This is a genomic window from Citrobacter arsenatis, assembly GCF_004353845.1.
Classification (GTDB): Bacteria; Pseudomonadota; Gammaproteobacteria; order Enterobacterales; family Enterobacteriaceae; genus Citrobacter; species Citrobacter arsenatis.
In genome coordinates this window covers 2896152-2922191 of record NZ_CP037864.1, presented here as the reverse complement: position 1 = coordinate 2922191, position 26040 = coordinate 2896152, and the positions used below count along the sequence as shown (strand labels likewise).

Here is a 26040-nt window from a genome sequence, read left to right as displayed (position 1 = left end):
ATGAAATATAACAGACAGCAGTATGCAGATAATTTTGGTCCAACAGTAGGGGATCAGGTTCGTTTGGCTGATACGGATTTATGGATTGAAATTGAGAAAGATTTTACTACTTATGGCGATGAGAATAAATTCGGAGGTGGTAAGGTACTGCGCGAAGGTATGGGACAGAATGGGACATTCATTCGTGAAGATAACGTTCTTGATCTTTTGATTACTAATGCACTTATTCTTGACTATACCGGGATATACAAAGCCGATATAGGGGTTAAAGACGGATATATTGTTGGTATTGGTAAAGCGGGCAATCCAGACATTATGGATGGAGTTACCCCGAATATGATCTGTGGCGTTGCCACCGAAGTGATCGCTGGTGAAGGGAAAATTGTTACAGCGGGTGCAATTGATACTCATGTACATTTTATTGAACCGGATCAATTTGCTGTGGCCCTGGCGAATGGTACTACCACTGTATTCGGCGGTGGTACAGGTCCTGCGGAAGGTAGCAAAGCGACGACCATCACCCCCGGATCGTGGAATATTGAAATGATGCTAAAAGCATCTGAAGATTTTCCTGTGAATATTGGTATTTTAGGAAAAGGTCATGCTTCATCCCTGGACGCTCTTATGGAGCAAATTGACGCGGGAGCCGCGGGGCTTAAAATCCATGAAGACTGGGGAGCAACACCAGCGTCAATTGACCGCAGTTTGCTGGTAGCTGACCTGGCTGATATTCAGGTTGCTATTCATACAGACACATTGAATGAAGCTGGATTTCTGGAAGATACACTCCGTGCGATTGATGGTCGTGTAATTCATTCATTCCATGTCGAAGGGGCGGGAGGCGGACATGCCCCTGATATAATGAAGATGGCGGGTCAGCCCAATGTCCTCCCTTCATCGACCAACCCAACAAGACCCTTTACAGTTAATACGATTGACGAGCATTTGGATATGCTGATGGTCTGCCATCATCTCAGCCACAACGTACCTGAAGATGTTGCTTTTGCGGATTCCCGAATTCGTCCTGAAACGATCGCAGCTGAAGATATTTTACATGACTTGGGTGTGATCAGCATCATGTCATCCGACACTCTCGCAATGGGACGTGCGGGAGAGATGGTCATGAGAACATGGCAAACTGCAGATAAGATGAAAAAGCAACGTGGTGCACTGGCCGGTGAAAAAAATGAATCGGATAATTTACGTGCTAAAAGGTATGTTGCGAAATATACAATCAACCCTGCGATTGCTCAGGGAATTTCTCATGAAATTGGTTCTATTGAAGTTGGCAAATTTGCTGATCTGGTGCTTTGGCAGCCGATGTTCTTTGGTGTGAAAGCCGAAACTGTGCTTAAAGGTGGCTTTATTGCTTACGGCCAACTTGGCGATCCTGGTGCTTCTATCCCGACACCGCAGCCTGTCATGTTCCGCCCTATGTTTGGGGCAATGGGGAATGCTAAATATGCCACAAACATTACTTTCATGTCGAAAAGTTCTATTGAGAAGGGTGTTCCGGAAAAACTTGGTCTGAAGCGTCGTATTGGGACAGTTAAAAATTGTCGCAATATTGGCAAGAAGGACATGAAGTGGAATGATGCGATGCCAGATATTGATATTAACCCTGAAACATATGAAGTCAAGGTTGATGGAGAACTCATTCAATGCGATCCGCTTGAAGAAATTGCAATGGGTCAAAAATATTTCTTATTTTAGAACTCGTTGTTTGATTTGTTCCAAGTGAGTTTTATAAGCGTTTTTGTAAAAATATGCAAAAGGATATGAGCCATGATTTTTACGAAGGTAGTGGGAAATCTTTGCAATATAAAGTTATCAGATAAAAAAATTGATTGGCTTGAGCTTGAATGGGAGGAGTTAAATAAAAAAATACTACGTAAGCAAACACAAGACGGTAGAAATATTTCTATCTCTCTTGATGACGGTGCTCATCTTCACTATGGGGATATTTTATACGAAGATGAGAATACCCTTGTTGCGATTCGTACAAAACTGGAAAGGGTGTACGTCATAACACCTAAGACAATGCGAGAAATGGGTAAGATAGCATTTGAAATAGGAAATCGTCATACTCAATGCATTATCGAAGATAATGAAATTCTTGTTCGTTATGATCATACACTTGAGAAGCTAATGAATGAAGTGGGAGTTACCTATGTACAATCTGATAGAAGGTTCAAAGAACCATTCAAATATAGGGGGCACCAACACTGATTCATGGTTTCTACACCTTATTCAAATCCATGATTCGGCTTTTCCAACTGGTAGTTTTGCACACTCTTTCGGAATTGAAACATATATTCAGGAAGACATTCTACGGGATGAGAATGATTTAACAAAATTTCTTGATATGTATATTCGATATAATCTTGCATCTGCAGATGCTATCTTTGTTAAGAAGGCCTATTATCTGGCCCAACAGCAAGATAAAGCATCGCTTATACATATTGAAAATATATGTCACGGTATTAAGCTGTCTCCTGAAACAAGGAAAGCCAGTGCGATGATGGGACGGCAGTTTTTACATACGGTTCGCTCATTAAATGATAATGAATTAATTAAGTTATGGTATGAGAAGCTCAAGAACAAGGAAATAAAAGGGCACTATTCTATAGTGTATGGCATTTACGCCGCAATTATAGGTGCAGACGTAAAGATGGCCCTTGAGATGTTTCTCTATTCATCCGTAACAGCACTCGTACAAAATGCTGTCCGTGCTGTTCCACTTGGGCAAATGAGTGGCGTGAAAGCGGTCTTCACCTTATTACCTGTTATTCAAGAAACAGCAAGGCAGGTGATGACTCTGAATTTGGATGATCTTGATAACAATTCAATCGCTCTTGAAATTGCATCAATGAAGCATGAGTTTTTGCATTCACGATTGTTCATATCATGATATAGCGTAAGAGATATATCACAATGACGTTAAATAGATATCCTAGTGTCAAGGTGAATTGTTATTAAGTGATATTCCGTTATGTCCACGCAAAAAATTATTATGGCTAATAGCCTGAATAAAGTAGTTTACGAGGAGATTGTAAAATGAGAACAGTACATCTTGGCATTGGCGGACCAGTAGGTTCTGGTAAAACAACACTTGTAAAAATTCTTACAGAGGAATTAAAAAAAGAATACAACATTGCCGTTATTACAAATGACATTTATACGCGAGAAGATGCTAACTTTTTAATAAATGAGAAGGTGCTTGCTCCCGATCGTATTATCGGTGTCGAAACTGGAGGATGTCCTCACACGGCAATTCGTGAAGATGCCTCAATGAATTTTGAAGCTATTTATGAGTTGAAGCAGCGTTTTGAAAATCTTGATATTATTCTTTTAGAAAGTGGTGGTGACAACCTGTCGGCAACATTCAGCCCTGAATTAGTTGATGCATTTATTTATGTCATCGATGTGGCTGAAGGTGGTGACATTCCGAGAAAAGGTGGGCCAGGTGTTACACGTTCAGATTTACTTATTGTGAATAAAACGGATCTTGCTCCATATGTTGGCGTCGATCTTGAGATAATGAGGAGTGATACTAAAAAATCGAGAGGTGGAAGACCATTTGTTTTTGCAGATATTAAAACAAAAAAAGGTTTGGATGAAGTAATTGCTTGGATAAAATCTGATATTTTATTGGGGGTAATATCTGATGAGTTGGCAACAAATTCCAATTAAGCGATTGCAGCATGACGGTTGTTTATATTTGAAATTTGCCAAGCGTGAGAATAAAACGATTTTAGCCCAATGCTATCAGGCACCCCCGCTTAGGGCTAGTCGGGCACTATATCTTAATTCTGCAGACCCATCGGAGGCTACTGTATATATGGTAGAAACATCCGGAGGGCTAGTGGCAGGGGATCAAAATAATTTCGAAATAGATATTGAAGAAGGAGCAAATGTTTGTCTTATTCCGCAATCTGCAACTAAAATCTATCCTGCATTTAACGGAGAATGGAGCACGCAATGTATTAATATATCGATTGGTTCGAAAGCAAGTCTGGCGTGGAAAACGGAAGCTCTAATTCCATTCAGAAAGGCAAAATACCGTGGGGAAACTGTTGTTCACATGGCTAGGGATGCCTCATTTCTGTGGGGGGAAATTCTATCTCCTGGTCGTGAAAAACGTGGGGAAATATTCGAATACAGCAATGTAAAATCGAATTTTCAAGTCTGGATGGAAGGGGAGTGTTTGATTTATGACTCTCTTTTGTTTTCACCAGACCATATGGATCTTGGACAATCTGGCATGCTTGAGGAGCATTTATATATTGGATCGATATGGTTTGTGACGCCAGCCTTACAAAATATGAATATCAGGAAACTTAACGAAGGGCTACAGCAATTTTGCGACATGAAGGTATGTGCTTCAATACTTGATGGTAAAGTTGCAAATGTTAGATGGCTTGCATCAGATCTGGTGTTGTTAAAGAAAGAAATGAATAATACATGGAATAAGTTTATAAGCTATAAAGACTAATATCGCTCAATAAACAAATGACACAATCTGTTCTTTTTATATAAATATAAGAAGATGATTGGCTGTTTGTTGCAAATAATAATTTATTTAACTTGGGAGTGGAAATTTTGACTAATAATATTCAACAAAGTGGAGCATCGAATGCACGTGCATATCTGCTTCTCCTAATCGGTATCGCTGCTCTGGCGTTCACTGCACCTTGGGTAAAGTTGTCGAATTTCGAACCGGCAACATCGGCTATCCTTCGTTGTACAATTGGGCTCATAGCATTGCTGCCATTCGCATATATCGAAGTAAAAAAAATAGGTGCGCTAAACAAGCAAGGAGTAATTCTTTCTATTGTGGCTGGTTTGTTTTTAGGTATTGACTTTACAGCATGGAATTACTCTATATTTTATGTAGGGTCAGGTATTGCTTCAATTCTGCTGAACCTACAGATTATTATTTTACCAGCACTGGCATTTTTATTCGATAGAGAAAGAATTCCTAAAAGTTACTTTATTATTGCGCCTATCATGATCCTTGGTGTTGTTATGTCTGGAGGCGTTTTTGACGGTACTAGTGGGACTACAGAAGGGCCATCAACAGTATACGGGATGAATATCGCGATTCTTGGAACCTTATGTGGTATGACCTCCGGTTGCTGCTATGGTATTTATCTATATACCAGCCGAAAGGCGACTAAAGTTAATATGAGACAAATTGTTCAGCCGATGGCATTGGCAACGGCTGCTCAGTTAGTTGCCCCTATTATTTTTATGACGTTCTTTTCTGACCGTGGTTTTGATCTTGTCAATGGCGTAATGGTTAGTGGTGCGCTCCCAATGAACCCAGAAACGACGCTTGGCGATCCTATCACTACCATGAACTGGTTTTGGATGCTTGTTCTGGGCATTTTGGGGCAAGCAGTGGCATGGACGTTTGTCCAATATGGTTCTGTTCGCTTGAACTCTACTATTGTAGCGGGGCTTTTGTTACTTAGTCCGATCTCAACTGTGGCTATCATTTCCATTATTCTTTTCAGTGAAATACCGACTTCCATACAAGTACTTGGTGTTGTTATTGTCCTTGCGGCAGTTGCATATCAGAACAATTTACATAAAGTTCTGTTTAAAAAACCTGCTACCAAGAAAGTTGCCTGACCATACTTTATGACAGGTCTACGGTCATAGGCAGGCTATTTATTGTTTGGGCTATCTATATAGTATTTGATGGTTAACCTGCGACCAAATACTTTGGACCTGATAAGAACGATATGTCCGTCCCAAATTCGAATGTTACAAGCAATTTAAGCGTATTAATGCAGAAATGATCAGGTTCAAGATCTTTCTGCATTCATTTAATTTTAACTTATAAGGTAGTATTGTCATGAATGATTATAATATTGTATTAGCAAGAAATACAAAAAAAGCCCCTGAGAACATCGGTCCATACTCCCAGACAGTCGCTTTTTCTCATTATAATAATCTTTCGGCGCAATTGCCGATCAATCCTATATCTGGTGAGTTAGTGGAAGGTGGTATAAAAAAACAAACTGAACAGTGCTTTGAAAACATCAAGGCTATTGTAGAAAGTATCAATCATTTTATGGATGATATTGTTAAAATAACAATATTTCTTAAAGATATAACGGATCTTGATACCGTAAATAGTATTTATAAAAGCTTCTTCCCTGTATATGTTCCAACGCTGACTATTGTAGCCGTTACAGCTTTACCTATGGAGGCTCTGATACAGGTAGAAGCCATTGTTTCAAACGGGGAAGGAACTATTCCGGCTGCACCACAGGCAGGTGATCTAATAAAAGTAACAAGTAATACGAAAAGTGCGCCACAAAATTTTTTATCATCTCAAACAGTTGCATTCTCACATTACATTAATCTTTCAGCTCAATTGCCTATTGTTCCCGGAACTAGTAGCTTAGTTGCTGGCGGTCTCAGAGAGCAGGCTTACCAGTGTTTAAGAAATATCAAAGCAATTTTAGAAAGTATCAATGTTCCTTTTGATGACATTGTAAAGATAAATATCTTTCTTAAAAACATCCAGGATATTGAAGAGCTAAATGAGATTTATACAACATTCTTTCCTGACTCAGCTATCGCCAGAGCCGCTGCTTATGTTCCAGCGCGAACCACGGTTGCAGTTGCAGCTTTACCCATGGGGGCTTTGGTACAAATTGAGGCGGTTGCATCATTTGGAGGCGGTACACCACCACAGCTAGTTGAGGACAGGCATGGTATTGTTATTAAAACAAATAATACAGAAAATGCACCACGGTGTACTTTATCGACACAATCTGTCGCCTTTTCACATTACAATCATATTTCTGCTCAGTTACCTTTAGACCCTAAAACTGGAGAATGTGTGAGTGGTGGCGTTAAAGAGCAAGCGAGACAATGCTTAAACAATATTAAAGCAATTGTAGAAAGTATTGATCATAGTATGGATGATGTGGTTAAAGTAAATATCTTCCTTAAAAATATCAAAGATATTGATGCTGTGGATGAAATATATCCTGCTTTCTTCCCTAATAGTGTTCCTGCACGAAGAACTATTGGCGTATCAGCTTTACCTGACGATGCTTTGATCCAAATAGATGCAGTTGTGTCACATGCTGAAGGTACTAAACCAAATGTATAACAAATTTTCGTTTATAAAAATACAAGTAAGCATAAGTACATATTAATGCTGATGATTAATGTAAAAGTACGTTAATTTCTGTGAAAAGGAGACCAAGTTTTTTTGCCTCCTTTTTTATACATATTTCTGATTTAGTATTGTTAACGTGTTTATCTTATGCAATTAAATGAATGTTATATATCAATGGTGCGTAAGTTAGCTATCTATTACATATGACTGTTTTTGCAACTTTCATGAATTTTAATGAAACCACATGAGGCGGTGATATTTATCAGGGCATAGGACAGTGACTTATTATACTGATCTTAATGCTCTTATTATACTCACGGCTGTAATCACTTTGATTATGGTAACCTTGGCAAGCTATCGTAGTTTCAACTAATTATTGCTGTATTCTGGGAATAATGCTCCAGATGAATTTGCAGGTTCTGATGAGAAAACTGTAAACAGCCCCTTTAATCGTTTGAAGTATGCTGGCAGAGTTACAAGAAAAAGGCTGATAGTGGTACCATGCCTGAGTTGTTGAGTAAATCATCTTTCTGCTGATAGTGAACGTTGAGTCATGATGTATTAATCCCAACCTGTACTTAACTTGCCATTTGTCATGGCAGTCAAATTTGTCTTTTCTTGCTGATACCTTGCATTGACAGTGTGGCCTGTAACGTTACACTAAACCGTTGTAGTTCATAATCTAAAGAAAATGGCGATACCAAGTATTAAAGACTTACGCCATTCATCATTTACCGTAAAGGAGAGGTATGGCGAATATTCGTGATGTCGCAAAGCACGCTGGTGTTTCCGTGAGTACGGTATCCAATGTGCTTAACGGTCGTACCGATCAAATGCGGGCTGAAACCCTGGTGCGTATCCAGCAGAGTATGCAGACGCTGAATTACTTTCCAAATAGGGTGGCGCAGCAGCTTAAGACCGGGCAGGCTAAAATGATTGGCCTGCTGGTGCCGTCGATTGTGAATCCCAGCTTCGCTGCTCTGGCTCGTGAAGTCGATCTGGCCGCCAAAAAGCGTCAGTTCAGAGTGCTGATAGGTAATACCTACCGGCAGATTGAAGAAGAAGAAGCCTTTCTGGACGATATGTTTTCCCACGGTGTCCGTGGAATTATCGTCGCCGCCTGTGATATTGAAAAAGCGCATTTTGCGCGAGCTGCAGAGCAGGGTATGGTGATGGTGAACTATGATGGTCGTATGCCAACGCGTGCGCAGTCTGATCATTATGCGCTGGACAGCGTATCCATGGACAACATTGAGGCCGGGCGAATGGCTGCAGAACATCTTATTGCCCAAGGATGCCGTCGTCTCGCGTTTGCCACGGTGGAAGGGATGACTCCCAGCCGAGCACATAAAATCGAAGGATTTCTCCGTGCGGTGCAATACCACGGGCTTTATCGAGAAGGTATGATCATTGAAGGTCAGGCCATGGCAGCCTATGGCGATACGGAAATGACCGAACTTGGACGGGCGCTGGCGTTGAAAATCAGCCAACAGCCAGTGTTCCCTGATGGTATTGTGGCGATTAACGACGCCCTGGGTATTGGGCTAATGGCCGGTTTGCATCAGGCGGGGATCCATGTCCCGCAACAAATTTCGATTGTGGGTATCGACAATATCCCGCTCGCTGGGCTGGTTTTCCCTGGCCTGACCTCTATCATGCCACCGCTTCGGGAAATAGCAGAGGTGATGGTTGACCGATTGATTGAGCGGACAGAAAACCCGGATATGCCACCAGAGGAGTTTCTGTTTTCTCCATCGTTGGTTTCCCGACAATCAGTACGCTAATTACGCGACAGGAGAAGAACGGAACGTTCTTCTCGTTATATCATACTAGCGTTGGCGCCACGGTCAGCAGAATATTGGCGAAGCGGCGTGTTTCACCGGTCGCGACGACCAGGAGTGTGTCGGACGACTTGGCCAACGAATAAAATACGTTACGTTCAACATGCTCAACGTCGATCCTCTCCGAAAGTATGCCGCGGTATTCGCGTTCAACTGTGTTATCAAAATCAGCCGGGCTCGCCATTAACGTAGCTTTTTCCACATTAATATAGCCGAGAATTTTCTCCAGAATAAGGGTGCTACCGATCGTTCCCGGAGTGAAATTAAGCCAGACAATTCGTGCCTGCGCAGAAGTATTAGTTAAAAATGAGTAGTTAGCATCAGTGATTAAAATATTCGCCTTATGTCCGCACTGCGCCAATGCCTGCAATAAATCAGGATGAATAATATCTGACTTGATCATATATCATACCTTTTAATGCTGGCGGGCATCATTACCCGCCACATATTTATGCCCGGTAAATACCGCCGTTAATGTCGATGGTTGCGCCGGAAACGAAACCATCATATTCCGAAGCGAGGAAACAGATAACCCTTGCCACATCTTCCGGTGTACCTGCTCTGCCCAGAGGAATGGCTCGGATTGTCTGGTCGGCAGAGGCTTGCGTAGTGTGCTGATTATGAAAACGCGTGCCCAGAATCAGCCCCGGAGCAACGGCATTGACGCGTATGCCATGTTCACCGAGTTCTGCGGCAAGTGAGCGTGTCCATGTCAGCACTGCACCTTTAGTGGTGGAATAGACCAGAGAACCTGCATGACCACCAGAACGGCCAGCCAGTGAAGCCAGGTTGACGATACTGGCGCCGTTCGGTGCGGCTTTCAGCCAGGGTAATGCTTGCTGAGTGACATTCAGCATCGTCGTCATATTGACATCAATGACCGTGCGCCAGAAATGTGGTTCAATCTCACCCAGCCATTTTCGTGCGATAATACCGCCAACGTTATTAACCAGAATATCGATACCGCCAAGAAATTCCGCCGCCTGCGACACACAGCGAGCAGCATCTTCTTCATTGGTTAAATCGGCGAAGCCACAGGCAGCCCGACAGCCCTGTTGTTGGGCGAGGGCCGTTAATTCCCGTGGGCCTTCTTCACCGCTGAAATAATGTATATAGATGTCGCATCCAGCCTCAATCAGTTTTTTCGCACTCTCTTTACCAATGCCTTGTTCCGCACCCGTAATAAACACTTTCTTACCCGTTAATAATCCCATTTAATACTCCCGTTATTCATATTTAAACGGCATCAGGCAATGATGTGACATCGTTTTGCCGTTTTTTGTGCGTGGATATCCCTGCCACCTAAGAGTGGCAAATAAAGGATTTGATTATCAGTAGCCGGCCAGTCCAGGCAACCAGGTGGTTAACGGTGGGGCCATAGCGACAATAATGATGCCTACAAAAACCACCGCCAGATATTTCGCCATAGGCTTGATGACGTGCTTCATTTCCACACCGCAAATAGCGCAGGTAGTGTACAAACCCAGGCCAATCGGTGGTGAAAACAGACCAAAACCCATTGCCATGATCATCACAATGCCAAAGTGCAGTGGGTTAAAGCCAAGCTGAATCGCAATCGGTACCAGAATCGGTGCGAAGATGATCAGCGCAGGCGCGCCTTCCAGAACCGCACCAAAGATGATCAGAATGGCAATGGTTAACATCAGGAACAGCCAGCCTCCTTGCTCCATGCCAATCCCGACCAGCAGCTCAGCGATCTGTTGTGGGATCATCTGGATTGTCAGGGCATAAGAGAGGCTGGTCGCACAGGCCACGATGAACAACAGAACGCCGGACATTGCCGCGATATCGACGAACATTTTTACTGTGGCTTTCAGCGTCAGTTCACCAAATGCCAGGCGGCCTACCACAATGGCGTAAATCACCGCGAAGGCGGAAATTTCTGTAGACGTGGCGATCCCCATCATTACCCCGCGGCCAATCATGAAGATCATGACCAAACCGACAGCTGCGCCTAAGTAAAGCTGAGTTCGTGGGCGTAATACGGGGTAGGCTTCGTTGACGTTAATTTTCCCGCCAAAACGATTAGCGGCAACCATCAAAAGCACCAGCAGACAGGCTGCTGGGATCAGGCCAGCGATAAACAACGCCCCGATGGAAATGTTAGCGACAAATCCCATCACGATTAAATTAACGCAAGGAGGAATGGTCTCCGCCATCACTGCGGACGCGGCAAATACCCCTGCGGCTTCTTCACTGTCCTGCTTCGCGCGGCGTACAGCAGGCATTAATACCCCGCCGACGGCTGCCACATCTGCCAGTTTGGAACCGGAGATACCGGAGAAAAAAGCCATCGACAGCACCGTTGTCATGTTCAAACCACCGCGAAAGCGCCCCATACCGCGTACAATCAGTTCGACCAGACGCGTGGACATGCCGTTGATTTCCATTGCCGCACCGGCGAGCAAGAAGAATGGAATTGCCAACAGAACAAAGTGGTCTACGCCCGCAGCCACCTGCTGAGAGAAAAAGACAAAGGGCAGGGAAGGGTCGCAGATAAAAAAGACCATTGCGGACATGCCGAGCGTGAAGGCGATCGGTACACCGGCCAGAATGCCGAGCATGAAGCAAATCAACATCAGACCAGCCGCCGCACTGGCTGGATCGGCCATTAGCGACAATTTCAGATAACCCAGTGCTGCCAGCACGATGATCCCAACACCGCTGAGCAACACCACTTTGGTGCGTTCATGCAGGGCATGTTCCAGGGCGGCTACCATCATCACCGCAGAGCCGATTAATACCGGAATGACGTAGATGGTTTGTGGCAGACCAGTCTCGGTGGTTTGCAATCGTGCTGCTTGCACCAGATCATAACTGGAAACGACCAGCCCGACGGAGACCAGAAAAAGGATCCAGCGGCTGGCATGGACAACGTAAGGGCGTACGTTTACAGGCAGGAAGCGTAAGAACAGATCGACGCCAATGTGTCCGCCTCTGCCTGTAGAGGTGGCGACGCCAAAAAAGACCAGCGCAATCATTAGCGCGCGCGCCACTTCTTCCGCCCAGTGGATCGGTGAGTGCAGGGCGTAGCGCCAGATTACTGAAGCGAATACCACCAACACGTTGATAAACAGCACTAGAGCCCCGGCCCAGGACGTTAAGGTTGTCAGAAATCGACTCAGCCGCCCTAACAGCGTCAACAAAGTATTTTGATCCTTTGTTTTTATCGAAATATCTGCCATGGTGAACTCCTTTCATGGTTTGTTTGGGCAACATCGTCGACCGGTGAAACTGCACTGGCCGACGATGTACGACTTATGGTTTGTCGCTCGGCGCGGCGGCGCTGATTTCGTCCACCATCGGTTTCAGTGCCGGGTATTTATCCAGGAAGGTTTTCCAAACAGGCTGCACGGCCTGCGCGAAAAACGCGCGATCGGTTTCTCTGAAAGTGACCCCTTTCGCTTCGAGGTTTTTAATCGCTTCCAGTTCTTTCTGGCTGGCCTGCTGACGCTCATATTCCGTTGCTTCTTTCGCAGCGGCTAGCACGTCGGCACGTAATGATTCCGGGATCTGCTCGAAGCTCTTCTTGTTCATGGCAATCATCAGCGGGTTATAGCTATGGCGGGTCAGCGTACCATTCTTGATGATTTCATAATATTTACTGGCGTAGATGGTGGGCGCATCATGTTCGACGCCATCGATCACACCCATTTGCAGGCTGGAATAGACTTCCCCGCCCGGCATGGGAATGGCCACTGCCCCCATGTGATTTAGCGTGGCGATAAAATTGGGTACTGGCAGTACACGGATTTTCAGATTCTTTAAATCCTCCGGCTTTTCAATCGCCTTTTTGGTGTATACATTGCGCGCACCGAGGTTATAGCCATAGCCCAGCACCATCACGTTTGCTTTATCCATCATTAGCTTAGAAAGCTGCTCACCGGCTTTACCGTCCAGCGCTTTCCCGACCTGATCATAGTCTTTAAATAGATAACCCAGATCCAACACGCCCACTTCAGGAACCAGTGTGGCCCAGATTGAGGTTCCTGAGATCATCATGTTAATGGCACCGATACGGACCTGTTGTGTGGCATCGGCTTCTTTTCCTAGCATGGCGTTGGCGAAATAATTAAGCTTAATCTGTCCTTTTAACTTCCCGTTTTTATTGAGGTTTTCCTGGAAGCGGTTGAACCAAATATAGTGCGCAGAGGAGTCATCTCCTGGCAGAGAAGAGTAAACACGGAAATTGATTGCTGCCTGTGCCGAAGCGCTCAGCACACTGCCAGCAATTAGGGCGCTACTGAGGCAAGCGAGTGCCAGAAAACGTCTGGCTGAATTAAACGGTGTTGTTTTCATCATGATTATCCTTTCTCACAGTGTAGAGGTCGTGATAACGCCATCTGGCAGGACTGAATCAACCAGTTGGTTTAACGAAAAAGTCGCTGTAATTTCTTCTGTAACGTTTTAGTGTAACGTTACAGACGCTATCCGACTCACTGCGCAAATGCAATATGCTTCCTTTCATCAGCTTGATGGATATGTGAATTATGTGGTGGATATCGCTAATTTGTAGATGGTTGTTACAAAACAGAAACGGGGTATTCGCTGTTTAGTCACTGTTTAGCCGCTCAAAGCTCAAATCGGATTATGAAATAAACTCTTGTCGAAATTTTAGGTTAAGTGAAAAACTGTAAGTATCCCGCATAATCGTGCCATTCACATTTAGAGATCATCCGGCATAATCAATCTGCCAACGAAGGAGATCGCTATGCGTAAAGCCCGTTTTACTGAGCATCAGATCATCACTGTGATTAAGTCGGTTGAAGCCGGACGAACCGTTAAAGATGTCTGCCGGGAGGCCGGTATATCTGAAGCCACCTGGTACAACTGGAAGTCCAGATACGGTGGCATGGAGGCTTCTGATATTAAAAAGATCAAGGATCTTGAGGACGAGAATCGGCGTCTCAAACAGATGTTTGCCGACCTGAGCCTTGAGAACCGGGCACTGAAAGATGTTATCGAAAAAAAGCTTTAAAACCAGCCTTTAAACGTGAGCTGGTCACTCATCTGATAACGACATTTGGACTCAGTATCCGTCAGGCCTGCCGGAGTCTCAATCTGAGCAGAACGGTTTTACCATTACCGTCCGGATACCACGCGGGACGAACCCGTTATTGTCACGTTGCAGGCATTGGCCGAGCGATACCAACGATACGGTTTTTCGAAGCTTCTTCAGGTTTTGCGGCGGCAGGGACACCCGTGAAATCACAAAAGGATCCATCGTATTTACTGTCTGCTGCAGGTGAATTTTCGCCGCAAAGGCAAACAGCGGTTGTCGGTGCGTAATCCCTCTCCACTGGCCACTCCGGAAGCGTTGAACCAGAGCTGGTCTGTTGATTTTATGCATGATGCCCTGGTCTGTGGGCGTCGTTTTCGCACGTTCCATGTCGTTGATGACTTTAACTGTGAGGCGTTGTCGATTGAAATAGATCTGAATCTGCCAGCTCTGCGAGTGGTCCGTGTGCTCGACAGGATCGCGGCAAACCGCGGTTATCCGGTCATGCTGCGCATGGATAATGGTCCGGAATTTATCTCTCTGGCACTGGCTGAATGGGCAGAGAAGCACGCAGTAAAACTGGAGTTTATTCAGCCGGGTAAGCCGACACAGAATGCTTTCATTGAGCGTTTTAACAGGACATATCGCACAGAAATACTCGATTTTTATCTGTTCAGAACGCTGAATGAAGTACGTGAAATCACGGAAAAATGGTTATCAGAATATAACTGTGAACGTCCGCATGAATCTCTGAACAATATGACACCGGAGGAATACCGACAGCACCATTATTTGGCCGGGATCTCAAAAAATGCATGGAACTAAAACGGGTCTATTTACAGGTTATTCCCCGTGGTTGACAGAATTTTGAACGATGTTGCTCCTTGCTCATCAGCTTTACGAGAGAGCGCATTCGATAAATCATCAAGCGTATAGGCATTGCTTACCGAGACTACACCGATCTTTTCTTTGCCATCTGCATGGTTAATTTCCTGAGCGGCAGATGCGGCATTCACTGAAATAAATCCCATGACCAATGTAGTAATAAATAGTGTTTTCATATCTAGTACCTCTTTAACAATATGCTTGAAACTGGACTTGTATCAGGAGTAACTTCCTCCATCTGTGTATTCAAATATACAGACTTAAGCTGTCATGAGGCTGACGGCTATATGACAAAATTGTCAGGGTTGTCGATTGGTTAGTTTTTTTGAATACAAATTCAGCTCGTTAATAATGCAGTCAGGTTCTTCACGCAGAGGCATATTGTCTATGTCCAGAACCCCATCATTTTTTTGTGGATCATCAGCCTGCAGATCTGCAAACAGTGGGGTAAGATCCTGCTGTGCTTCACCTCGTTCAGCCACCAGCCCGAACGTTTTATTTTTTGCCTCGTCGTGGGTCAGGGCACTGACCAGAACCTGGGCAATTTGCTCCCGGGATATCACACCATCTTCCGGTGTTCCTGCATGGCGATGATCTCCCTGAAGCATAACGATCCTGTGTTCATCATCATTGTTGTAATCAAACCAGCCGGGCCTGATGATGGTATAGGGGTGACCACTGGCCCTGACCAGACGCTCGGCGCGTCTTTTCCAGTCATGAACCTCAGTGCGTTGATTCCAGGTGCTGAGCCGTTCAGTCACGCCAATCGTGGTCATCAGGCTGATGCGAACAGGCGGATCCTTGAAAATTCGTAAAATATTACGTACTCCGCCGTAATCGATTGCTCTGGCACCAATACGACCCTGACCATCGGAACCGAGCGTAAAAATGATGGCATCAATATCTTTCGGCAATTCGGTGAGTGTTTCAGGCATTGAAACATCGCCGTAAAAAACATCTGTTCCACGAGGAAGCAATTTTACTTTGCGTTTATTTCTGACCAGCGCCACGGGCTGATGGCCCATTTTAATAGCGGTATTGACGACATGAAGGCCAATACTTCCTGTCGCGCCTGCAATGAGTATTTTCATGATAAACCTTCTGATAATTCAGACTTATTTTCGATACGGTCAGAATATCAATTATCATTATTGTCAGTAATAGGGCTAAAATGATTGTGTCTATGAATACCCTTCATGAGTATGCGATGAAGGGAATGCCTCCATAAGGAAATCGCCGATGCTCAAAGAAAACTTCAACGAACTGCAAATCTTTCTGGTGGTGGCAAGGGAGCGAAGTTTTACCAAAGCAGCGGGTAAACTGGGCGTTTCTCAGTCTGCACTCAGCCACGCGATGAAGGCCCTGGAGGAAAGGTTGAATATCCGCCTTCTGACCCGCACGACCCGAAGCGTTGCCCCTACAGAGGCCGGTGAGAGAATTATTGCCTGCCTTGAACCTCGCATTGCCGATCTTGAACAGGAACTGGAATCGCTTGTTCAACTGAACGGCACCGCCTCCGGCAATATTCGTTTATCAGCCGGGGAGCATGCCGCGCGAAGTCTGGTATGGCCGAAGCTAAAACCCTTCCTCAGGGAATATCCGGAAATCACTGTTGAACTGGTGGTGGATAACGGCTTTGTCGATATTGTTGAGGGGCGTTTTGACGCCGGGATCCGCCTGGGCGAAAGCGTGGATAAGGACATGATTGCGGTAAGAATTGGGCCGGACATGAGAATGGCCGTGGTAGGAGCGCCGTCTTATTTCGCTGCAAATCCTGCACCTGAAACGCCGCACGAGCTACAACATCACCGGTGTATCAATATGCGCCTGCCGACAGCCGGTGGGCTTTACCACTGGGAGTTTGAGAAGGATGGAAAACCGTTACGGGTCAGAGTAGAAGGGCAGGTCACGTTTAATCTGCAAGCGGAAAGGATTGATGCGGCGTTATCCGGTTTTGGCATCGCCTGTATACCGGAAGACAGGGTGCAGGATGATATAAAGTCAGGAGCGCTTATTCAGGTGCTGCAGGACTGGTGTCCGACTTTCCCCGGATATTACCTCTACTACCCGAGCCGTAAGCAGCATCCGCCCGCTTTTGCGCTGATGATCGATGCGCTTCGCTACCAGGAATAACGGGTCCCCATTCGCTGAGGGCCCGTTCGGGTATTAACGGCCTACGCGGGCCTGATGCTCAGGAGAGTAACGTTCGCCGACGATTTTAATCGTTTCAAGCGCCTGGGTTATCTGTCGCGAGTCATCCTGAGAAAGGATGATGTCGGCGGCCCCCAGGTTTTCCTCCAGCCGGTGCAGCTTCGTGGTACCAGGGATAGGAACAATCCACGGCTTTTGTGCCAGCAGCCATGCCAGCGCGACTTGCGCAGACGTCACACCTTTCTCTGCCGCCAGTTCACCCAGCAATGAGACCAGCTTTTCATTGGCTTCAATCGCCTGCCCGGCGAAACGCGGCACTGTGCTGCGGTAATCATCCTTGCCAAAAGTGGTTCCTGGCTTAATCGCTCCCGTCAGGAAGCCTTTGCCTAATGGGCTGAAGGGCACAAAACCAATACCCAGTTCCTCCAGTAACGGCAGGATCTCCTGCTCAGGCTCGCGCCACCACATGGAGTATTCACTTTGCAGCGCCGTGACCGGTTGTACGGCATGCGCGCGGCGAATAGTTTGTGCACCCGCTTCGGACAGACCAAAATGTTTGACTTTGCCTTCAGCAATCAGGTCTTTCACAGTACCCGCAACGTCTTCAATCGGCACATTCGGATCGACACGGTGTTGATACAGCAGATCAATAACATCAGTCTTAAGACGACGCAGTGATCCTTCCACCGCTTCACGGATATGCTCCGGACGGCTGTTTAAAATCTGCTGCTTGTTGTCGTCGCCAAAAGTAAAACCAAACTTAGTGGCCATGACCACGCGGTCACGAAATGGTTTTAAGGCTTCGCCGACAACTTCTTCATTAAGGAAGGGGCCATACACTTCAGCGGTATCGAAGAAGGTGACGCCACGTTTAACCGCAGCGCGAATAAGCTCGATAGCCTGACGCGTATTGGTCGCCGGGCCATAGCCGTGGCTTAAGCCCATGCAGCCGAGCCCAAGTGCGGAGACTTCGAGTCGGGATTGACCCAGATAACGTTTTTGCATTGAATGAATACCTCTTTTATCGCGACTTAAACATCCAGTTTGCGGCCCGCCAGCCATTCAACTCTTGCAGGATCTCGATGAGAAAAGAACGCACTCGTTGCAGTGTCGATAGCGGTAATCTGCAGCATATCTTCAGCGCTGAGTTCAAAATCGAGAATATTGATGTTCTCTTCCATACGTTCTTTGCGCACTGTTTTTGCCAGTGAAATGATGCCTCGCTGGAAGATCCACCGCAGCACAACCTGGCCCACGCTTTTGCCGTACTTCTGGCCAATTGCCGTTAGCACGGGATGCTGGAACAGGCCATTTTTACCCTCAGCAAACGGTGCCCAGGCTTCCGGCAGAATGCCACGGCTTTGATTCCAGGGAACGGCGTGCAGCTGCTGGTTGAACGGGTTAACTTCAATCTGGTTCACCGCAGGGGTCACTTTGTTGAAGGCGATAAGGTCGGCCAGTCGGTCTGGATGGAAGTTGCTGACGCCAATGGCGCGAATTTTGCCTGCCTGCTGCAGTTCTTCCATAGCACGCCATGCCCCATGGACATCGCCGTAAGGCTGGTGGATCAGATACAGGTCGACATAATCAAGTTGCAGACGATTTAGGGAACGTTCGAACTGGGCTTTAGCGCCTTCATAGTTCGTATCCTGCAGCCATAGTTTGGTGGTGACAAACAGTTCATCACGGGCGATGCCGGTCTGTTTCAGCGCATTCCCGACTTGGGTTTCATTCTGGTAAGACGCGGCGGTATCGATCAGGCGGTATCCCGTATCGATGGCATCAATAACGGCACTTTCGCATTCAGCGGGATCAGACATCTGAAACACACCAAAGCCCAGCAGGGGCATCTCAATACCGTTGTTCAGTTTTACAGTTTGCATGACGTTATCCTTCAGCTGTTGTGTTGGAAAAGCATAACGCAAACTGATTTATTCGATTAGATGGGGTAATTAGCTAGGGTTTATTAGATGTGCTCATTAATTTGGAGGGGCTCAAGGTCGGCTTTGTGCCAGGAGGGGACATTACAGATATGGCCGCGCGGTGTCACTTGCGGGGGTTACATGATTTACCTGTAATCAAGTGCAATAGCAAACGGGCAAATATTCTTGAGGCTGCGGGGAAGTGCAGCCTCAGTGATATGACTGTGGAAAGCGGTTTATTATTTCTTTGCTGCTCGAATCAGGCCGTCAAGCCATTCCTGATGACCATTAAGCATTGGGTTCGGGCGGGTATTTGCCAGATCTTTTGCCGGGACTCCGTTCTGTGTTTCCTGCGTTAGGATACGGACCCTGTGACCGGAAAGATCCTCCAGTAGCCACGCATGATGGACATCGAGTCGTTGAGGGGTATCTTTTTCACCGGCCCATCCGTGCCATGCCAGACGAGCAGGTTTACCTTCAGCAGGTGGAACAAACTCCACAACCTGAGCTTCAACTGGGAAACCAAACGTGCTGAAGTAGAAGCGAACCCCATTTTCCAATTCTGGACCTTTGTTGTCATAAAAGCGCACATCGGCGGAATTTTTATAGTATTCCGGCCATAGCAATGGCTGACTCAGGAGCGGCCAGACATCATTGACGTTCAGACCTGAGATGATCATTTCATTAGAAACAAAGTTATCGGTAAAACCCGGAACAAAGCCTTCTGGCCAGTTAATCGCGTTCATAAATTTCTCCAATTGCTATAGTTGAGTGCACTGCGTGTGTCATTACGGCAGTAACGTGATGACAGTGATTATTGGTGCAATGGAGTTATAAGGCGAATTGTCATTACTTATGTTCTTAATAAGATAAATTATATCAGGACGCGGGATGTTGGCTTACTTCTGCGCATAAAGCACGAATCCACTGATGACTTGGGTCACGATGGGTTCGCTCATGCCAGGCCATGCTCTTGGTAAAGCCGGGTACTTTCAGGGGCAAAGGGAGAATGATGAGATCGTTGTTAGTCAGGACCATGCGGCGAGGTACAACTGCAATCATATCAGTCACTTGTAATATATCAGGTATCACCTGAAAACTATTAACTGACATGCCTACTCGTCGTGTCAGACTGAGCTTAGCCAGTGCTTCATCTGTAACACCGGTGAAGTTACCTTCTGAAGACACCAGAATATGTTCCTGTTTGCAAAATTGTTCGAGCGTCATTTCTGAACTCGCTGCCAGAGGATGATGACGTCGTGCTACGCAGACATAATCTTCTTCATAGAGCGCTCTTCCATGCAGGTCTTCGGGGGTTGTTTGCGGTGTTATCAAAGCCAGATCAACTTCACCCCGAGATAACTGCTGATACATTCGCTCATTGTCCACGGGCCGCACGGCGATTTTAATATACGGTGCACGTTGTTTTAGCTCAGCCATCAACGGAACGACAACAGCCTTAAGTGCATAGTCCGTTGCGACGATGGTATAAGTCAGTTCCACCGTCACGGGATCAAATTTCTTTGGTTTCAGCAGGATAGCGATATCGGTGAGGATTTGTTTTACCGGCGTAGAAAGTTCGTTGGCCCGCATTGTGGGGACCATACCGTGGCTGGTGCGAACAAAGAGTGGATCGTCAAAGTAATCACGCAAGCGAATAAGCATACCACTGACGGCAGGCTGCGTCAGTGAGAGGCGCTGTGCAGCCCGAGTCACGCTTCCCTCATCCAGTAATGCATCAAGGGCCTTAAGAAGGTTAAGGTCGAGGGTTCTGATATCATTTTTCATAATGAACTAGCCTGACAGATATTAAAATTTTAATTCAGGCTAAATGCTCGAGAAAAGGTTGTCTAGAAGGTTTGCGAGTGTTTTCCTTTTGGGGGAACTTCCATTTCTGGATGGTAGGCCTTGTACGGATATGTCCGCTCTTCAGCTCAAAGCAGACCTTGGAGTTGAAAGCAGAGGGACTACCTGACACAATTTTGCACAGTGAAGAGTCGGGCGTTGTTAACGTTCAGATCTTCAACGTATCAATGACCATCCGCAGGGCTGGGGAGACGTTGCGATGAGGGTAATAGAGAAACAATCCGTCCATTCGCAGGCTGTAACGCTGTAATACCCTGATTAGCTTACCGTGTTCTAAATCATCCGCGACCAGTTCAACAGGGACATAGGCTAACCCGAGGCCCAACCGGGCGGCTTCTGCCTCCATATAGCTGTCAGATAAGGCCCATTGTCCTTCAGGACGATGGGTAATTTTTTTATCATCCTGATTGAGCTCCCACTGGTATATGCTGCCGTCGGCAAACTGATAGGCGATGCAGGGATGCGCCTTTAAATCCGCCGGGGTTTGCGGAAAACCATAGCGACGAAAATGTTCCGGAGTACCCACAATTGCCATCTCCATATCAGGCGTGATGCGTACCGCGACCATACCCTGGCCGACTTCAGGCCCCAGGCGGACGCCTGCATCGAATCTTTCCTCGATGATATCGACGAACCGGCTCTCATTCATCAGTTCCAGTCTGATATCAGGATAGCGCTGTTTAAATACCGCCAGCTTTGGCAGCAGGCATTTATCAATCGCGTGCTGGCTGGCATTGATACGCACCGTGCCGGAGGGCGTCTCTCGATAGTGCGCCAGCGTGGCAAGCCCAAGGTCTAACGTATCAAATCCCGATGCCGTCTTCTGGTAGAGCTGCTCGCCTGCTTGCGTCAGCGACAGTTTACGCGTGGTGCGCACCAGCAGCTGGACGCCCAGCCTTTCTTCAAGCTCGCGAACAGAGCGGCTGACTCCTGACTGAGCAAGCCCCAGCCGCTGAGCCGCTGCGGTAAAGCTGCCTTCCCGCACCACCTGCATAAACAGGTACAGCTCGTTGTAGTTCTCCCTTTTCGCCATTGAAAAATCCCCCCCTTCATGCCAGCAATCTCAGCATTCATTTATACCAATATGGTATCAATCTTAGCAGTAATCGCCCCCTAATCAGCACTAATCCTGCTCACTATAATGACCCCATCAAAGCAAAGCACCGCAGCGTTGTCCGTCGGAAACCTGTATCTCTCTGTTGTTTTTTATGGAGATTTTTATGAAAGCCTTCACCCGAACGCTAAAAACCGCGATGCCGGCCATGCTGTTATTCGCATCATTAAGTGGAGTCACGACAATGAGTTATGCTGATTCAACCCATCCTAATGCCCCTGTGTCCATGACAGATAAATGGGATAAAACGTTCGCCGAGAGCCAGAAAGTCGAACATCGTAAAGTCTCGTTCCCGAACCGATATGGCATCACCTTAGTGGGCGATCTTTACCTGCCTAAAGACCGTGGCGATCGCAAGCTGGCGGCGATTGCGGTCAGTGGGCCATTTGGCGCGGTGAAAGAGCAATCCAGCGGCCTGTATGCGCAGACGCTGGCGGAACAAGGGTTTGTTACCCTGGCGTTCGATCCCTCTTACACGGGGGAAAGCGGCGGCTATCCGCGAAACGTCGCCTCTCCGGATATCAATACGGAAGATTTCAGCGCGGCGGTGGATTTCTTAGGGCTACAAAAAGAGGTGGATCGCAACCGTATCGGGCTGCTCGGTATTTGTGGCTGGGGCGGCATGGCGCTGAACGATGCTGCGATGGATACCCGCGTTAAAGCGGTGGCTACCAGCGTGATGTACGACATGAGCCGGGCGATGGGCCATGGTGTGGGGGATGGCAAAGACCGTTATTCCACCGCCGACCGTCGTGCTGTTTTGCAATATCTGAATGAACAGCGCTGGAAGGATGCGCAGAGCGGCACGTTCGCACACGGTGCTCATGATATTAGTGTCGACAGCAACGGCAAGGTCAGCGCGGGCGAGCGCATTCTGCCAGAAACGCTGCCGGCAAATCCACATCCGGTACTGAAAGAGTTCTTCGATTACTATCGCATGCCGCGCGGCTTCCACGAACGTTCCGTTAACTCGACCGGGGCGTGGACGGCAACGATGCCGCTGTCGTTTATGAATATGCCGCTGCTGAGCTACGCCAGTGAAATCACTATCCCGACGCTGATTGTGACCGGTGAGAAAGCGCATTCACGCTATTTTGCTGAAGATGCTTACAAGGCAGTCGGCAGTAAAGACAAAGAGCTGGTGGTGGTACCAGGGGCAAATCACGTGGACCTGTACGATAACGTGGCCGGAAAAATACCTTTCGCGAAATTCGAACAATTTTTCCAGACCAAACTGAAATAAATCCTCTCCTGAATTGATGCAAAGCCACCGGCCATAGGCCGGTGGCTTTTATCCTGATCTTCGTGAAATTTTACTATGTCGACGCTAAACCAAACACCATCACCTCATCATCAGCGCGCATACTGGGGCGGCATTTTTGCCATGACCCTGTGCGTGTTTGTGCTGATTGCTTCTGAATTTATGCCCGTCAGCCTGCTCACGCCGATTGCCCGCGATTTAGGCGTGACGGAGGGGCTGGCAGGGCAGGGGATTGCTATCTCCGGCGCGCTGGCGGTCCTGACCAGCCTGACGCTTTCAACGCTGGCTGGAAAGATGAATCGTAAGTTCCTGCTGCTGGGGATGACGGCTCTGATGGCCGTATCGGGGCTTATTATTGCGCTGGCTTCCAGTTATCTGATGTATATGATCGGTCGTGCGATGATCGGTATGGCGATCGGCGGATTCTGGTCGATGTCTGCGGCAACGGCGATTCGTCTGGTGCCGCAGCAGCAGGTCACGCGTGCGCTGGCGATTTTCAACGCCGGTAATGCGCTGGCGACGGTCGTGGCCGCGCCGCTGGGAAGCTATCTGGGTGCCACGGTCGGATGGCGAGGCGCTTTCTTGTGCCTGGTGCCCATTGCGGTTGTCGCCTTTATCTGGCAGTGCATCAGCCTGCCTGGTATGGATGCGAATAAAAGCCACACGTCACCTGGCGATGTATTCCTCATACTTAGCCGCCGCGTGGTTGCGGTTGGCATGCTGGCCTGTGGCCTGTTTTTCATGGGCCAGTTTACGCTCTTTACCTATGTGCGCCCGTTCCTGGAGACCGTGACGCGGATTGATTCCTCAGGTTTGTCGTTGATTTTACTGGTTATCGGCGTAGCTGGTTTTATCGGCACGCTGGTTGTTTCGACATTCCTCAACAGAAAATTCTACCCTACGCTCGTGGCCATACCCGGACTGATGGCCGTCATTGCCATCGGCCTGATGCTGACCGGGCATCAGGTCTGGACGGTTTCGCTGTTGTTAGGGCTCTGGGGCATGCTGGCCACTGCCGCGCCAACCGGATGGTGGACATGGATTGCGCGTACGCTGCCCGACAACGCGGAAGCCGGAGGCGGGCTCATGGTCGCGGTGATTCAGCTCTCCATCGCCCTTGGATCAACGGCAGGAGGCATCGTGTTTGACCACCTCGGTTGGCAGAGCACGTTTGCTATGAGTAGCATGCTGCTCCTTTGCGCGGGCGTACTGACCTTTTTCACCGCCCGCCAGAAGGCCGGTGCGCGTTAATCCGGCGAAGGTCCGCGCTCCAGAAACGTTAACAGCGTCCGTCCCAGCTTGCAGCTTGCAGCCATCCAGGACCGCTACGGTCCCCAAAAACGTGGGTAAAGCCAAAAGAGTGAAAGCGCTCATCGATTTTCTGATAGCCAGAACGGCGTGATAAAAATCAGTAACACACTGTTAAGTACAGAGCGGCGAATTTCGTAGATGTTCATGGTGATCTTTGCGATTTATTAATTTTGTTCATTACTGATATCACAATTGTACTGTTGTGCGAAGAAAGTCGTTGTTGTTACCTTTATGATCGTTTTGACGAATAATCTTCGCATCGAATATGGCACTTTCATTAATTGGCGCGTTGCTTGCCAGATAATTGCACGCGCTAACCAGGGGCTTTACTGATTCTGAAACTGAAAAAGGGCGTTGTTATTAACAGTCTTTAACAGGCGATACGGCTTCATCTGTCATAATTATCTGATTGCATACTAAAACAACGCCATTTTCCCGTCACGATATGAGGTATTAATGAAAACGGTTGGTTATGCAGCGCACGCTGCTGGCGCGAAACTGGTTCCTTATCATTTTGAACGTCGCGATTTACGTGAAAACGATGTCGCTATTGACATTCTTTACTGCGGTGTTTGCCACTCAGACCTACATACGGTTAATGGAGACTGGGGCCCGCAGCCTTATCCATTGATCCCGGGCCACGAAATTGTGGGGGTCGTCACGTCCGTGGGGCAGAATGTCAAAAAATATCATCCAGGCGATCATGTCGCCGTTGGCTGCATGGTGGATAGCTGTCTGCACTGCGATCAGTGTGAGCATGGCGAAGAGCAATTCTGTCGTAACGGGATGACGCCTACCTATGGCGCACCGGATCGCTTGAGCGGCGAAATCACTCAGGGTGGATACGCCAAACATATTGTCGTACGCGAAGAGTTTGTTCTGCGCGTGCCGGAAAATATGGACCTGGCAAAGACCGCGCCAATCCTTTGTGCTGGTATCACTACCTTCTCTCCGCTGCGTACCTGGAATGTGGGTTCGGGAAGCCGCGTTGGCGTGATCGGATTAGGGGGTCTGGGCCACATGGCGGTTAAGCTGGCCGTGGCAATGGGGGCCGAGGTGACCGTCATCAGCCGCAATAAGAACAAAGAGGAAGAGGCAAAGGCGCTGGGTGCGAAAGGCATTTTGCCTTCTTCCGATCCGCAGGCAATGCAGGATTCAGCCTGTGCATTCGATTTAATTATTGATACAGCCCCCGTTAAGCATGACCTGAATATCTATACCCCGTTATTAGATATTGATGGCTCGTTAGTCATTGTCGGCCAGGTTGGTCTGATGGATGAACCGCTCACGGTTCCTCTGATCATGGGACGCCGTCGCGTTGCGGGTTCGCTGATCGGCGGCATTGCGGAAACTCAGGAAGTCCTGGATTTCTGCGCGAAGCATGATGTCTATCCTGAGTGCGAAATGATTGGTATTGAGCAGATAAACGATGCTTTCACCCGTCTTGCACAGGGAGACATGGCCCACCGCTTCGTCATTGATATGGCCTCGCTGAGCGCAGAGTAAACTCAGATACGGAAGCGGT

General features: G+C 47.3%; 23 protein-coding genes and 1 pseudogene. 13 read left to right on the top strand and 11 right to left on the bottom strand.

The features are described from left to right. From ureC to E1B03_RS15100, 8 genes are all read left to right on the top strand, one after another. Positions 1-1713, top strand: a complete 1713-nt coding sequence (gene ureC / locus E1B03_RS15135; protein WP_103770816.1) for an urease subunit alpha — start codon at positions 1-3, stop codon at positions 1711-1713. 72 nt (positions 1714-1785) lie between these two features. Next, the gene (locus E1B03_RS15130; protein ID WP_103770815.1) at positions 1786-2229 is read left to right on the top strand and encodes an urease accessory protein UreE; all 444 of its coding nucleotides are present in this window, start codon (positions 1786-1788) and stop codon (positions 2227-2229) included. Further along, positions 2171-2911 (top strand): urease accessory protein UreF, encoded by a 741-nt coding sequence (locus E1B03_RS15125; RefSeq protein WP_207949452.1) that lies wholly within the window; start codon positions 2171-2173, stop codon positions 2909-2911. The genes E1B03_RS15130 and E1B03_RS15125 overlap by 59 nt, the downstream gene beginning before the upstream one ends. Before the next feature lie 146 nt (positions 2912-3057). Further along, positions 3058-3693 (top strand): urease accessory protein UreG, encoded by a 636-nt coding sequence (gene ureG, locus E1B03_RS15120; protein ID WP_133086506.1) that lies wholly within the window; start codon positions 3058-3060, stop codon positions 3691-3693. Then, positions 3668-4495, top strand: a complete 828-nt coding sequence (locus E1B03_RS15115; RefSeq protein WP_133086505.1) for an urease accessory protein UreD — start codon at positions 3668-3670, stop codon at positions 4493-4495. The genes ureG and E1B03_RS15115 overlap by 26 nt, the downstream gene beginning before the upstream one ends. Positions 4496-4602: 107 nt before the next feature. Then, on the top strand, positions 4603-5637 hold the full coding sequence (locus E1B03_RS15110) for a DMT family transporter (protein WP_207949451.1): 1035 nt from the start codon (positions 4603-4605) through the stop codon (positions 5635-5637). Between the two features lie 226 nt (positions 5638-5863). Then, positions 5864-7135, top strand: coding sequence for a RidA family protein (locus E1B03_RS15105; protein WP_133086504.1), 1272 nt, complete (start codon positions 5864-5866; stop codon positions 7133-7135). Positions 7136-7893: 758 nt separating this feature from the next. Then, complete coding sequence (locus E1B03_RS15100; RefSeq protein ID WP_103770811.1) at positions 7894-8928, top strand: LacI family DNA-binding transcriptional regulator; 1035 nt, start codon at positions 7894-7896, stop codon at positions 8926-8928. A gap of 40 nt (positions 8929-8968) precedes the next feature. On the opposite strand, the gene E1B03_RS15095 is transcribed toward E1B03_RS15100, so the two are convergent. The 4 genes from E1B03_RS15095 to E1B03_RS15080 form a co-directional block, all read right to left on the bottom strand. Beyond that, positions 8969-9388, bottom strand: a complete 420-nt coding sequence (locus E1B03_RS15095) for an RbsD/FucU family protein (RefSeq protein WP_103770810.1) — start codon at positions 9386-9388, stop codon at positions 8969-8971. Positions 9389-9434: 46 nt separating this feature from the next. After that, entirely contained in the window at positions 9435-10199 is a 765-nt protein-coding gene (locus E1B03_RS15090) for an SDR family NAD(P)-dependent oxidoreductase (protein WP_103770809.1), read from the bottom strand. 117 nt (positions 10200-10316) lie between these two features. Next, on the bottom strand, positions 10317-12191 hold the full coding sequence (locus tag E1B03_RS15085) for a TRAP transporter large permease (protein ID WP_103770808.1): 1875 nt from the start codon (positions 12189-12191) through the stop codon (positions 10317-10319). 73 nt (positions 12192-12264) lie between these two features. Further along, positions 12265-13308, bottom strand: coding sequence for a TRAP transporter substrate-binding protein (locus E1B03_RS15080; protein WP_181012801.1), 1044 nt, complete (start codon positions 13306-13308; stop codon positions 12265-12267). Between the two features lie 409 nt (positions 13309-13717). Here E1B03_RS15080 and E1B03_RS15075 point away from each other — a divergent pair. Then, positions 13718-14830, top strand: a pseudogene (locus E1B03_RS15075) (IS3 family transposase). Positions 14831-14841: 11 nt separating this feature from the next. On the opposite strand, the gene E1B03_RS15070 reads toward E1B03_RS15075, so the two are convergent. Together E1B03_RS15070 and E1B03_RS15065 are read right to left on the bottom strand one after the other, a co-directional pair. After that, positions 14842-15066 carry a YdgH/BhsA/McbA family protein gene (locus tag E1B03_RS15070; protein ID WP_103770806.1) on the bottom strand — a complete coding sequence of 75 codons (225 nt, stop codon included), beginning with the start codon at positions 15064-15066 and terminating at the stop codon, positions 14842-14844. A 123-nt stretch (positions 15067-15189) separates the two neighbouring features. After that, complete coding sequence (locus E1B03_RS15065; RefSeq protein WP_103770805.1) at positions 15190-15981, bottom strand: SDR family oxidoreductase; 792 nt, start codon at positions 15979-15981, stop codon at positions 15190-15192. A 148-nt stretch (positions 15982-16129) separates the two neighbouring features. On the opposite strand from E1B03_RS15065, the gene E1B03_RS15060 reads away from it, so the two are divergent. Then, positions 16130-17023, top strand: coding sequence for a LysR family transcriptional regulator (locus E1B03_RS15060; RefSeq protein WP_103770804.1), 894 nt, complete (start codon positions 16130-16132; stop codon positions 17021-17023). A gap of 33 nt (positions 17024-17056) precedes the next feature. Here the strand turns inward: E1B03_RS15060 and E1B03_RS15055 are convergent, their stop codons facing one another. The 5 genes from E1B03_RS15055 to E1B03_RS15035 all read right to left on the bottom strand — a co-directional run bounded on the left by E1B03_RS15055 (position 17057) and on the right by E1B03_RS15035 (position 21862). Further along, positions 17057-18046 (bottom strand): aldo/keto reductase, encoded by a 990-nt coding sequence (locus E1B03_RS15055; RefSeq protein WP_103770803.1) that lies wholly within the window; start codon positions 18044-18046, stop codon positions 17057-17059. 26 nt (positions 18047-18072) lie between these two features. Next, positions 18073-18924, bottom strand: a complete 852-nt coding sequence (locus tag E1B03_RS15050; RefSeq protein WP_103770802.1) for an aldo/keto reductase — start codon at positions 18922-18924, stop codon at positions 18073-18075. 278 nt (positions 18925-19202) lie between these two features. Then, positions 19203-19709 (bottom strand): SRPBCC family protein, encoded by a 507-nt coding sequence (locus E1B03_RS15045; RefSeq protein ID WP_103770801.1) that lies wholly within the window; start codon positions 19707-19709, stop codon positions 19203-19205. Between the two features lie 133 nt (positions 19710-19842). Continuing rightward, the gene (locus E1B03_RS15040) at positions 19843-20751 is read right to left on the bottom strand and encodes a LysR family transcriptional regulator (RefSeq protein ID WP_103770800.1); all 909 of its coding nucleotides are present in this window, start codon (positions 20749-20751) and stop codon (positions 19843-19845) included. Between the two features lie 226 nt (positions 20752-20977). After that, complete coding sequence (locus E1B03_RS15035) at positions 20978-21862, bottom strand: LysR family transcriptional regulator (RefSeq protein WP_103770799.1); 885 nt, start codon at positions 21860-21862, stop codon at positions 20978-20980. 265 nt (positions 21863-22127) lie between these two features. Between E1B03_RS15035 and E1B03_RS15030 the strand changes: the two genes are divergently transcribed. The 3 genes from E1B03_RS15030 to E1B03_RS15020 all read left to right on the top strand — a co-directional run bounded on the left by E1B03_RS15030 (position 22128) and on the right by E1B03_RS15020 (position 26021). Then, positions 22128-23186, top strand: coding sequence for an alpha/beta hydrolase (locus E1B03_RS15030; protein WP_133087233.1), 1059 nt, complete (start codon positions 22128-22130; stop codon positions 23184-23186). A 141-nt stretch (positions 23187-23327) separates the two neighbouring features. Continuing rightward, entirely contained in the window at positions 23328-24455 is a 1128-nt protein-coding gene (locus tag E1B03_RS15025) for an MFS transporter (RefSeq protein WP_133087232.1), read from the top strand. 516 nt (positions 24456-24971) lie between these two features. Further along, entirely contained in the window at positions 24972-26021 is a 1050-nt protein-coding gene (locus E1B03_RS15020; protein ID WP_103770797.1) for an NAD(P)-dependent alcohol dehydrogenase, read from the top strand. Positions 26022-26040 lie beyond the last annotated feature (19 nt).